Genomic DNA, 11604 nt, shown 5'->3' on the forward strand with positions numbered 1-11604 from the left:
GCTCAGTCCCTCCCAATGGGCGTGTCGGTCTCGTCGTCGGTATCGGTGTCGAGCGGGCCCGCCAGCAGCTGCTCCTCCGGGGCTTCCGTCACCGGCTCGTACGGCCTGATCTTCGGCGCGTCGATCGAACCGTCCGGCTGGATCTTCGGCAGTTCCGTGCGCGGCTCGGGCATCAGCGCCTTGCTGAGGTCCTGGTCGCCCTTGGCGTTCAGCCCGTACATCGCCTCGTAGATCTTTCGCACGGCGGGCCCCGAGGCACCGGAGCCGGTACCACCCTGGGAGATCGTCATGACGATCGTGTAGTCCTCGGTGTACGAGGCGAACCACGAGGTCGTCTGCTTGCCGTAGACCTCGGCCGTACCCGTCTTGGCGTGCATCGGGATCTTGTCCTGCGGCCAGCCGCCGAATCGCCAGGCGGCGGAGCCGCTGGTCGTGACCGCCGCGAGGGCCTGGTCGATCTGCTCCAGCGTCCGCCCCTTCGTCGGCAGCTTGCCGTGGGACTTGGGCGCGATCTCCTCGACCCGCTTGCCGTCGGCGCTGATGATCGCCTTGCCGACCGTGGGGTTGTAGAGGGTGCCGCCATTGGCGATGGCCGAGTAGATGGTGGCCATCTGGATCGGGGTGACGAGGGTGTCGCCCTGGCCGATCGAGTAGTTGACGGAGTCACCGGCGCGCATCCGGTTGCCTTCGAGGCAGCCCTCGTAGGCGATCTTCTCGACGTACGTGCCGCCCTTCTTGCCCTGCTTGCACCAGCTGACCTTGTTGGCCTCCCAGAAGCTCTGCTTCCACTGACGGTCCGGGATGCGTCCGGTGACCTCGTTGGGGAGGTCGATGCCGGTCTCCTTGCCGAGGCCGAACTGGTGCGCCGTCTTGTAGAACCAGTCGTTGGGGTGCTTCGGCTTCATGCCGCCGTCTTTCTGCCACTCCTTGTGCGCGATGCCGTAGAAAACGGTGTCGCAGGAGACTTCGAGGGCCTTGCCGAGGGTGATGCTGCCGTAGCCCCTGGACTCGAAGTTCTGGAAGACCTGGCCGCCGACGCTGTACGAACTGGGGCAGGGGTAGTTGCCGTTGAACTTGTACCCGGCGTTGACCGCGGCGGTCGACGAGACGACCTTGAAGATCGAGCCGGGGGCCGCCTGGCCCTGGATCGCCCGGTTCAGCAGCGGGAAGTTGGACTTCTTGCCGGTGAGCCTGGCGTACTCCTTGGCGGAGATGCCGCCGACCCAGGCATTGGGGTCGTACGTGGGCAGGGAGGCCATCGCGACGACCCGTCCGGTCTTCGTCTCCATGACCACCGCGGCGCCGGAGTCCGCCTTGTAGTTCTTTCCGGTGTTGCGGTCCAACTCCTTGCGGGCGGCCTTCATCGCCTCGTTCAGCTCGTACTCGGTGACGGCCTGCACGCGCGCGTCTATCGAGGTGACGACATTGGCTCCGGGCTCGGCCTTGTCGTTGCGCGCCTGGCCGATGACGCGGCCGAGGTTGTCGACCTCGTACCGGGTGACTCCCGCCTTGCCGCGCAGCTGCTTGTCGTAGGTGCGCTCCAGTCCCGAGCGGCCGACCTGGTCGGAGCGGAGATACGGCGAGTCGCTCTGCTGGGCCTTGGTGATCTCGTCGTCAGTGACGGGCGAGAGATAGCCGAGCACCTGGGCGGTGTTGGCGAGCCCGGGCGCGGCGTAGCGGCGTACGGCGGTGGGCTCGGCGGTGATGCCGGGGAAGTCCTCGGCGCGCTCCCGGATCTGCAGGGCCTGCTGGGTGGTGGCCTCGTCGGTGACCGGGATCGGCTGATAGGGCGAACCGTTCCAGCAGGGCTTGGGGGTCTTCGAGTCGCAGAGCCTGACCTTGTCCATGACGTCCTTGGGCTTCATGTCGAGGACATCGGCGAGCCGGGTCAGGACGGCCACGCCCTTGTCCGGCATCTTCATCAGCTCGGTACGGCTGGTGGAGACGACGAGCCGGGTCTCGTTGTCGGCGAGCGCGACCCCGCGGCTGTCGAGGATCGAGCCGCGGACGGCCGGCTGGACGACCTGCTGCACGTGGTTGCTCTTGGCCTCGTCCGTGTACTCCTGGCCGTTGCGGACCTGGAGGTACCAGAGCCGGCCGCCGAGGGTGAGGAGAAGCGAGAAGACAAGGACTTGAATGATGACGAGCCGGATCTGGACCCGCGGCGTCCGCCCGGTCTCCGGAATATTGCTCACTGCGATCCCCCACGGACGGTGCGGCCGGACGGTGCGTGGCCGGCCGTGCGCGCGGACGTCCGCGCGACGGCCGCCGGGTGATGCGGTGTCACAGTCGCTTGACCCCCTTGATGCGTCCGGCCCGCGTGGCGCGGTTGCGGGCGGCCCTCAGCCGCAGTCCGCCGCGCTGGCCGCCGATCCGCAGGCCGGTGCCGGTGGTGGTCCAGCCGGACGCGACATCGGCGCCGCCGCTGCTCTGGGTCTCGGCGAGCGGATCGTTCTCGGCGCGTCTGGCCAGGAACATGATCAGCGGAACGGTGAACGGCGCGAGCAGCAGATCGTAGACCGCGGCGGTGAACAGCAGCCCGGCCAGCCCGACATGGCGGGCGGCGGTGTCACCGACGAGCGCGCCGACCGCCGCGTACAGCAGGGTCGAGCCGAGCGCCGCGCCGACGACCGCGGCCATCGGCACGAACGCCGAGCGCATCTGGCCCTTCTCCGGGCGGGCAAGGCCGGCCAGATAGCCGATCACACAGAGCACCAGGGCGTAGCGGCCGGCGGCGTGGTCGGCCGGGGGCGCCAGATCGGCCAGCAGTCCGGCGCCGAAGCCGATGAGCGCGCCGCCCACATGGCCGTACACGAAGGCCAGGGCGAGGACGACGAGGAGCATCAGATCGGGGACGGCGCCGGGGAGCTGGAGTCTGGCGAGTACGGACACCTGGATGACGAGGGCGACCACGACCAGCGTGGTCGAGAGCAGAATCCGGTTGAAGCGCATGGGGATCAGCCCTACTCCTGGTCGTCTGCTTGGCCGTTGGCGTTGGGATCCGGATTGGCGTTCGGGTCCGGATTGGCGTTGGCGTCCGGATTGCCGGTGCCGGCCTCGCCGTTCGCCTCGACGTCGGCGTTGGGCGACGGGGTGACCGTGACGGTGACGGTGGGCGTCGGGGTCGGCTGGGACTTGGGCGGCAGGACCGTGTCGCGCGGGTCCTGCCGGGGAGCCTCCACGACGACGCCGACGAGGTCGAGCTTGGTGAAGCCGACGAAGGGGCGTACGTACAGGGTCCGGGTCAGATCGCCGCCGGACGGGTCGACCTGGACCACCTCGCCGACCGGGACACCGGGCACGAACGGCTTGTCCTTGCTGGATCCGAAGGTGACCAGCCGGTCGCCCTTCTTGATCTTGGCCTTGCCGTTGAGGAGCTGGACGGAGAGCGGACGGTCGCCCTGGCCGGTGGCGAAGCCCAGTTCGTCGCTGCTCTCCATCCGGGTGCCCACGGTGAAGTCCGGGTCATTGGCGAGCAGTACGGTCGAGGTGCTCGGCCCGACGGTCGTCACACGCCCGACAAGTCCGTCACCATTCAGCACGGTCATATCGCGCGTGATGCCGTCCTTGGCACCGATATCGATCGTGATGGTCCAGGAGAATCCCTGGGCCGCTCCTATGGCGATGACCTCGGCGCCCTTGATTCCGTACTGACCGGCGCCGGCCTTCGCGAGCATCTTGTCCAGTTCGCGCACCCGGCTGCGATTGCGGTCGTCACTGCCGAGCCGCTGTTTCAGCTCGGTGTTCTCCTTCTGGAGCACGGCGATGCGATTGTGCCGCGCGCCGGAATCCCGTACCGCTCCTATGGCATTGCCCACCGGATTGACCGCGGACGCGACACCGTTCTCCACCGGACCGAAGACCGTCGCGGCGGCGTGCCGCGCGCCGTCGACCGGGGAATCCTCACCACCGCGGATATCCACCGTGATCAGTGCGAACGCGATGGCGATCAGCAGCACCAGGAGCAAACGGCTCTCTCGTGTGTCCCTCACGTGCGGCGGCCGTGCCTTCCTCGTAGGAATGATTCTGCGGTGATATCAACGATCCGCCGCGCGGGAGTTCGAGGCCCCTGCCGGGCGTCCCCCCGGCCCGGAGGACCGGGGGGACGGGGACTCTTCCGTCATCGGCGGGGCTGGGCGTCCAGCACCTGCTGAAGCGCCTCGAACTCCTCGACACACTTGCCCGATCCGAGCGCCACGGAGTCCAGTGGATCCTCGGCGATATGGATCGGCATCCCGGTCTCGCGACGCAGCCGCTCATCGAGACCGCGCAGCAGGGCGCCGCCGCCGGTGAGCACGATCCCGCGGTCCATCACATCGCCGGACAGCTCGGGCGGGCACTTGTCGAGCGTGGTCTTCACCGCGTCGACGATCGCGTTGACCGGCTCCTCGATGGCCTTGCGCACCTCGGCGGCGGAGATGACGACGGTCTTCGGCAGCCCGGAGACCAGGTCACGGCCGCGGATCTCGGTGTGCTCGTCCTTGTCGAGGTCATAGGCGGAACCGATGGTGATCTTGATGCTCTCGGCGGTCCGCTCACCGAGGAGGAGTGAGTACTCCTTCTTGATGTGCTGGATGATCGCGTTGTCCAACTCGTCGCCGGCGACCCGGATGGACTGTGCCGTGACGATTCCGCCGAGCGAGATCACCGCGACCTCGGTCGTACCGCCACCGATGTCCACGACCATGTTGCCGGTGGCCTCGTGGACGGGGAGTCCGGAGCCGATGGCCGCGGCCATGGGCTCCTCGATGATGTGCACCTGGCGCGCGCCCGCCTGGGTGGACGCTTCGATGACGGCGCGGCGCTCAACGCCCGTGATGCCGGAGGGCACGCAGACGACGACCCGCGGACGCGCCAGATAGCGGCGTTTGTGGATCTTCAGGATGAAGTAGCGCAGCATGCGCTCGGTGATTTCGAAGTCGGCGATAACGCCGTCCTTCAGTGGCCGGACGGCAACGATGTTGCCCGGTGTCCGGCCGATCATCTTCTTCGCCTCGGCGCCGACCGCGAGAATACCGCCGGTGTTGGTGTTGATGGCGACGACGGACGGCTCGTTGAGTACGATCCCCCGGCCTCTGACGTACACCAGCGTGTTGGCGGTCCCGAGGTCGACAGCCATGTCACGGCCGATGAACGACATGTTGTTCCCCATGAGGATGCGTCTGGCCTTCCCAAGCGTTGATGGCTTTTCAGGATGGCGAGGTGGGTGCTGTGGCTTGGAGGTTTCCATCGTAGTGCCGTCGCAAGGGCGACGGCGCGGTGGCCCACCTCAGTAAGGGTGACGAAGTGTCGGACCGATGCGTTCCCGAAAGTGGCTTAGATATGCCCAAAGGCGACCGAATTCCTTCGGTCGCCCCAGGCTGTCAGCTCCGTTTGGCTGACGTGCGGTCAGGAAAGTCCCGGGAAGAAGATTTTGAGTTCCCGAATGGCGGACTCCTCCGAGTCCGAAGCGTGGATCAGGTTCTCCCGGACGATGGTCCCGAAGTCCCCCCGGATGGACCCCGGCGCTGCGGCGATCGGGTCAGTCGGACCGGCGAGCGCGCGGACGCCCTCGATGACCCGCTCGCCGTCGACGACCAGAGCGACGACCGGCCCTGAGGCCATGAACGCGACCAGCGGCTCGTAGAAGGGCTTCCCCTTGTGCTCGCCGTAGTGCTGCTCCAGCGTGTCCTGGTCGAGCGTGCGCAGCTCCATGGCGCTGATGGTCCAGCCGGCCTTGCGCTCGATACGGCCGACGATCTCGCCGACCAGGCCGCGGCGTACGGCATCCGGCTTGAGCAGGACAAGCGTGCGCTGGCTCACTGTGCGGGCTCCTTCTACTACGGGGTGCGGGCCCTCAGAGGCTACAGGGCATACCACACTGTCGATCACACAGCGTCAGCCTCTGCCGATGACTGTTCGGCCCAGCGCGCCTTCGCCTGGTCGATCTGCCGGCCGAAGTGGACCGAGGCAGCCCACAGGGCCGCGAAGATCACGCCGAGGACGAACATGGCGGGCACCACGAAACCGCTGGCGAACAGCGCGACCTGGAGCGCCCAGCCGAGCTCGACACCGCCCGGACGGGTGATCATCCCGCAGAGCACCAGGGACAGCAGCATCCCGATGCCGCAGACCGTCCAGACCGTCCCCACCGACAGATCGTCCAGCTTCATCGCGACGAGACCGGCGAAGCCGATCACGAAGAACTCACCGATCAGTGTGGACGCACAGAGCGTACGCATCGGATTCAGCGCCTCCTCAGCAACAGCCGGGCCTCGCCGACCGTGATCACCGAGCCGGTGACCAGGACCCCGGCGCCCGCGAACTCGGACTCCTCCTCGGCGAGCGTGATCGCCGCCTCCAGCGCGTCATCGAGGCGCGGCTCGACCTGGACCCGGTCCTCCCCGAAGACCTCGACGGCGACAGCCGCCAGCTCGTCCGCGCCCAGCGCGCGGAAACTGGAGTTCTGCGTGACGACGATCTCCGAGCAGATCGGCTCCAGCGCTTCCAGCACCCCGCGGACGTCCTTGCCGTCGCTGGAACCCACCACACCGATCAGCCGGCTGAAGCCGAACGACTCGGTGATGGCCTCGGCCGCGGCACGCGCCCCGGCCGGGTTGTGCGCCGCGTCCAGCACCACCGTCGGCGAACGCCGTACGACCTCCAGGCGGCCCGGCGAGGAGACCGAGGCGAACGCCTTGCGGACCGTGTCCATGTCGAGCCGGCGGGCGTGCTGCGCGCCGATCCCGAAGAACGCCTCGACGGCGGCGAGCGCCACCGACGCGTTCTGCGCCTGATGCGCGCCGTACAACGGAAGGAAGATCTGCTCGTACTCACCGCCGAGACCGCGCAGGGTCAGCAGCTGGCCGCCGACCGCGATCTCGCGGGCGACCACACCGAACTCCATGCCCGCGCGGGCGACCGTCGCGTCCACGTCGACGGCCTTCTTCAGCATCACCTGAGCGGCGTCCACCGGCTGCTGCGCCAGGATGACCGTCGAGCCCGGCTTGATGATCCCGGACTTCTCCACGGCGATCTCACCGGGTGTGGAGCCGAGCCGGTCCGTGTGGTCCAGATCGATCGGCATGACGACGGCGACGGAGGCGTCGATGACATTCGTCGCGTCCCAGGTGCCGCCCATGCCGACCTCGACCACGGCGACATCCACCGGCGCGTCCGCGAAGGCGGCGTAGGCCATGCCGGTCAGCACCTCGAAGAAGGAGAGCCGGTACTCCTGCGCGGCGTCGACCATCTCGACATACGGCTTGATGTCCCCGTACGTCTCGATGAACCGCTCGGCGGAGATCGGGGCGCCGTCCAGACTGATCCGCTCGGTGATGGACTGGACATGCGGGCTCGTATACCGGCCGGTACGCAGATCGAACGCGCCGAGCAGCGCCTCGATCATGCGGGCCGTGGAGGTCTTGCCGTTGGTGCCGGTGATGTGGATCGACGGATAGGCGCGCTGGGGGTCGCCCAGCACATCCATCAGACCCTTGATCCTGGTGACCGACGGGTCGAGTTTCGTCTCGCCCCAGCGGCCCGCCAGCTCCTGCTCGACGGTGCGCAGCGCCTTGTCCACCTCCGGGTCCTCGGGGCGTGCCGGGACGCCGTCACCCTGCGCGGGCCCGGCCTGGGCGCGCAGCGTACGGCTGCCGGCCTCGATCACCGCGAGGTCGGGGTCTCGGTCGGTCGCGGCGTCGACGATCTCATCGAATTCGTCGTACTCGCCGGGCTGGTCGGAAGGACGGTGCTCGCTCACGCGACCAGTCTACGGAGCACCACCGACACCGGTCGCCCGCGCCCCGGCTCCGTACGGGAGCGGGGCCCCGGCCAGGTGGCAGGGGCCCCGCTCGCGGGTGCTCGTGGGGCAGGTCAGCCCTGGGGCAGGCCCGCGAGCTGCGCGGTCAGCCGCTCGATGTCCGCCTCGGCCTTGGTGAGCCGACCGCGGATCTTCTCGACCACATTGTCGGGGGCTTTGGCGAGGAACGCCTCGTTGCCGAGCTTCGCCGTCGCCTGCGCCTTCTCCTTCTCCGCCGCGCCGAGGTCCTTCGTCAGGCGCTTGCGCTCCGCCTCGACGTCGATCGTGCCCGACAGATCGAGCGCGACCGTCGCCCCCTCGACCGGCAGCGTCGCGGTGGCGTGGAAGCCCTCGCCCTCCGGCTGGAGGCGCAGCAGCTGCCGGATCGCCGCCTCGTGCGCGGCCAGCGGCGTACCCGTGAGATCCAGCCGCGCCGGGACCTTCTGGCCGGGCTGGAGCCCCTGGTCGGAGCGGAACCGGCGGACCTCGGTGATCACCTGCTGAAGGTGTTCGATCTCCCGCTCGGCCGCCGGGTCGCGGAACCCGCTGTCGGCCGGCCAGTCGGCGACGACGACCGACTCCTTGCCGGTGAGCGTGGTCCAGAGCGTCTCGGTGACGAAGGGGATGACCGGGTGCAGCAGACGCAGGGTGAGATCGAGGACCTCGCCGAGGACCCGTCCGGAGACCTTCGCCGCCTCGCCGCCCTCGATGAAGGTGGTCTTGGACAGCTCCACGTACCAGTCGAAGACCTCGTCCCAGGCAAAGTGGAAGAGCGCGTCGGACAACTTCGCGAACTGGTAGTCCTCGTAGTACGCGTCGACCTCCGCGATCACGGCGTTGAGCCGCGACAGGATCCACCGGTCGGTGGCGGACAGCTCGGCCGCGTCGGGCAGCGGGCCCTCGACGGTCGCGCCGTTCATCATCGCGAAGCGCGTGGCGTTCCAGACCTTGTTGGCGAAGTTCCGGGAGCCCTGGACCCAGTCCTCGCCGATCGGCACGTCAATGCCCGGGTTGGCACCACGGGCCAGGGTGAACCGGACCGCGTCCGTCCCGTACTTGTCCATCCAGTCCAGCGGATTGACGACATTGCCGAAGGCCTTCGACATCTTCTTGCCGTGCTCGTCACGGACCATGCCGTGCAGCACGATCGTGTGGAACGGCGGCGTGCCGTCCATCGCGTACAGACCGAACATCATCATCCGGGCGACCCAGAAGAAGAGGATGTCGTAGCCGGTGATCAGGATCGAGTTCGGATAGAACTTCTCGACGCTCGGGGTCTGTTCGGGCCAGCCGAGCGTGGAGAACGGCCACAGCCCCGACGAGAACCACGTGTCCAGGACATCCGTGTCCTGCGTCCAGCCCTCGCCGGTCGGCGCCTCGTCGTCGGGACCGACGCAGACGGTCTCGCCGTTGGGCCCGTACCAGACGGGGATGCGATGGCCCCACCACAGCTGCCGGGAGATGCACCAGTCGTGGAGGTTGTCGACCCAGCCGAAGTAGCGGGACTCCATCTCCTTCGGGTGGATCGCGACCTCACCGTCACGGACGGCGTCACCGGCCGCCTTGGCCAGCGGCCCGACCTTGACCCACCACTGGAGCGAAAGGCGCGGCTCGATGGTGGTCTTGCAGCGGGAGCAGTGTCCGACGGAGTGCGTGTACGGGCGCTTCTCGGCGACGATGCGGCCCTCGGCCCGCAGCGCGGCGACGATGGCGCTGCGCGCCTCCATCCGGTCGAGCCCCTGGAACGGTCCCGGGACGGTGATCACGGCGCGCTCGTCCATGACCGTGATGTTCGGCAGATCGTGCCGGCGGCCGATCTCGAAGTCGTTCGGGTCGTGCGCGGGCGTCACCTTGACGGCGCCCGTACCGAACTCCGGGTCGACATGGGTGTCCGCGACGACCGGGATCGTACGGTCGGTCAGCGGCAGCTTGATCCGCTTGCCGACGAGATGCGCGTACCGCTCGTCGTCGGGGTGGACGGCGACGGCCGTGTCACCGAGCATCGTCTCGGCGCGGGTGGTCGCGACGACGACGGAGTCCTCTCCCTCGCCGTACTTGAGCGAGACCAGCTCGCCGTCGTCGTCCTGGTACTCCACCTCGATGTCGGAGATCGCGGTGAGACAGCGCGGGCACCAGTTGATGATGCGCTCGGCGCGGTAGATCAGCTCGTCGTCGTAGAGCTTCTTGAAGATCGTCTGAACGGCCTTGGACAGCCCCTCGTCCATGGTGAACCGCTCACGCGACCAGGCGACACCGTCCCCGAGGCGGCGCATCTGTCCGGAGATCTGTCCACCGGACTCGGCCTTCCACTTCCAGACGCGCTCGACGAACGCCTCGCGCCCCAGGTCGTGCCGGGACTTGCCCTCCTTGCCGAGCTCGCGCTCGACGACGTTCTGCGTGGCGATGCCCGCGTGGTCCATGCCGGGCTGCCACAGCGTCTCGTACCCCTGCATGCGCTTGCGGCGCGTGACGGCGTCGATGAGCGTGTGCTCGAAGGCGTGCCCGAGGTGCAGGCTGCCGGTGACGTTCGGCGGCGGGATGACGACGGTGAACGGCGGCTTCCCGCTCTTCTCGTCGGCCTCGAAGTAACCGCGGTCTACCCAGCGCTCGTACAGCTTCCCCTCCACCTCGGCCGGCACGTACTGGGTCGGCAGTTCGGGGTTGCTCGCTGGCTGCTGCTGAGTGTTCTCGGTCACGGGGCACAGTTTAGAGGTGTCACCGCCCCGTACTGAAACGGGATAGTTCGGTAACGGTGCGGCCCCGGGTGGCCCCGGTCACCGGCTCGTCCGTCAGGATGTTCGGAACGCATAAGCAACTAACAGGGGACAGCACATGAGTTATAACCAGCCGGGCCCATACGGTGGCCAGCAGCCTCAGCAGCCAGGACCGTACGGCCAGCCGGGTCCCTACGGCCAGCAGCCGCCCCAGGGGCCCCCGGCGCCCGGCTACGGTTACCCGCAGCAGTCCCCGCAGGGTGTCCCCCCGCAGCAGCCGCAGGGCTACGGCTATCCGCAGCAGCCTGGACCGTACGGCCAGCCTCCCCAGCAGCCCCCGTACGGTCAGCAGCCCCCCTACGGCGGCGGCCAGTACCCGCCCCCGCCCGGCCAGGCCCCCAAGAAGAAGACGGGCCTGATAATCGGCGCGTCCGTGCTGGCTCTCGCGGTGATCGCGGGCGGCGCGTACTTCCTGGTGGGAGACGGCGGCGGCGCCTCCGTCGCGGACGACGGCCCGCACAAGCTGACGACGCCGGCGACGGTGCTCAACGGCGAGTACAAGAAGGGCGAGAGCAGCGGCGGCGACGGCGGCATGACCGAGAGCGACCTCAAGGACGCCGAGAGCTGGGGCGTGAAGAACCCCAAGGACGTCAGCGCCGACTACGAGGCCGGCGACAAGGACAACCCGCTGGCCGGCAAGGCCCTGAACTTCGGCGGGGTCTATGGCGAGATCGACGACCCGGAGAAGGTCGTGGACGCCATGTTCGCCTATATGAAGCAGAAGTCCACGGAGGGGAAGGACTCCATGGGCGAGATGGTCGGCAGCCCCCAGGCGTTCACGCCCGAGGGTCTGGACAACGCCGTCCTGAAGTGCCAGGAGCTGAAGGTCAAGAACGACGGGTCCGGCACCGGCGCCGCCGCCGGACCGAAGGAGATCACCTTCCCCCTCTGCGTCTGGGGCGACCGCAGCACCCTCGGCTTCTCGATGCACATCGAGATCGCCAACGCGATGGCGGGCAAGAGCGCGTCTCTCGAAGACGCCGCGGCCATCGCCGCGAAGCTCCGGAGCGATGTCCGCGTCAAGCTCTGAGCGCGTAGCCACAGAGGGGC

9 protein-coding genes are annotated in these 11604 nt (G+C 68.3%); 1 reads left to right on the forward strand and 8 read right to left on the reverse strand.

The window, feature by feature from the left end:
* Positions 1 to 2 precede the first annotated feature (2 nt).
* From mrdA to M1203_RS10820, 8 genes are all read right to left on the reverse strand, one after another.
* On the reverse strand, positions 3 to 2195 hold the full coding sequence (gene mrdA / locus M1203_RS10785) for a penicillin-binding protein 2 (RefSeq protein ID WP_249949354.1): 2193 nt from the start codon (positions 2193 to 2195) through the stop codon (positions 3 to 5).
* 88 nt (positions 2196 to 2283) lie between these two features.
* Positions 2284 to 2952, reverse strand: coding sequence for a rod shape-determining protein MreD (gene mreD / locus M1203_RS10790; RefSeq protein WP_249949355.1), 669 nt, complete (start codon positions 2950 to 2952; stop codon positions 2284 to 2286).
* An 11-nt stretch (positions 2953 to 2963) separates the two neighbouring features.
* The gene (gene mreC / locus M1203_RS10795) at positions 2964 to 3992 is read right to left on the reverse strand and encodes a rod shape-determining protein MreC (protein WP_249949356.1); all 1029 of its coding nucleotides are present in this window, start codon (positions 3990 to 3992) and stop codon (positions 2964 to 2966) included.
* Between the two features lie 128 nt (positions 3993 to 4120).
* Positions 4121 to 5140, reverse strand: a complete 1020-nt coding sequence (locus M1203_RS10800; RefSeq protein ID WP_030352375.1) for a rod shape-determining protein — start codon at positions 5138 to 5140, stop codon at positions 4121 to 4123.
* 248 nt (positions 5141 to 5388) lie between these two features.
* On the reverse strand, positions 5389 to 5802 hold the full coding sequence (gene ndk / locus M1203_RS10805; RefSeq protein WP_249949357.1) for a nucleoside-diphosphate kinase: 414 nt from the start codon (positions 5800 to 5802) through the stop codon (positions 5389 to 5391).
* A 65-nt stretch (positions 5803 to 5867) separates the two neighbouring features.
* Positions 5868 to 6221: a DUF4233 domain-containing protein gene (locus M1203_RS10810; protein ID WP_249949358.1), complete on the reverse strand. Its 354-nt coding sequence runs from the start codon at positions 6219 to 6221 to the stop codon at positions 5868 to 5870.
* Positions 6222 to 6226: 5 nt separating this feature from the next.
* Positions 6227 to 7741 (reverse strand): folylpolyglutamate synthase/dihydrofolate synthase family protein, encoded by a 1515-nt coding sequence (locus M1203_RS10815; RefSeq protein ID WP_249949359.1) that lies wholly within the window; start codon positions 7739 to 7741, stop codon positions 6227 to 6229.
* A 113-nt stretch (positions 7742 to 7854) separates the two neighbouring features.
* Entirely contained in the window at positions 7855 to 10476 is a 2622-nt protein-coding gene (locus tag M1203_RS10820) for a valine--tRNA ligase (protein ID WP_249949360.1), read from the reverse strand.
* A 136-nt stretch (positions 10477 to 10612) separates the two neighbouring features.
* Here M1203_RS10820 and M1203_RS10825 point away from each other — a divergent pair, with 136 nt between their 5' ends.
* Entirely contained in the window at positions 10613 to 11584 is a 972-nt protein-coding gene (locus tag M1203_RS10825) for a hypothetical protein (protein WP_249949361.1), read from the forward strand.
* The last annotated feature ends 20 nt before the right edge of the window (positions 11585 to 11604 follow it).

The organism is Streptomyces sp. 35G-GA-8 (assembly GCF_023534745.1).
Classification (GTDB): Bacteria; Actinomycetota; Actinomycetes; order Streptomycetales; family Streptomycetaceae; genus Streptomyces.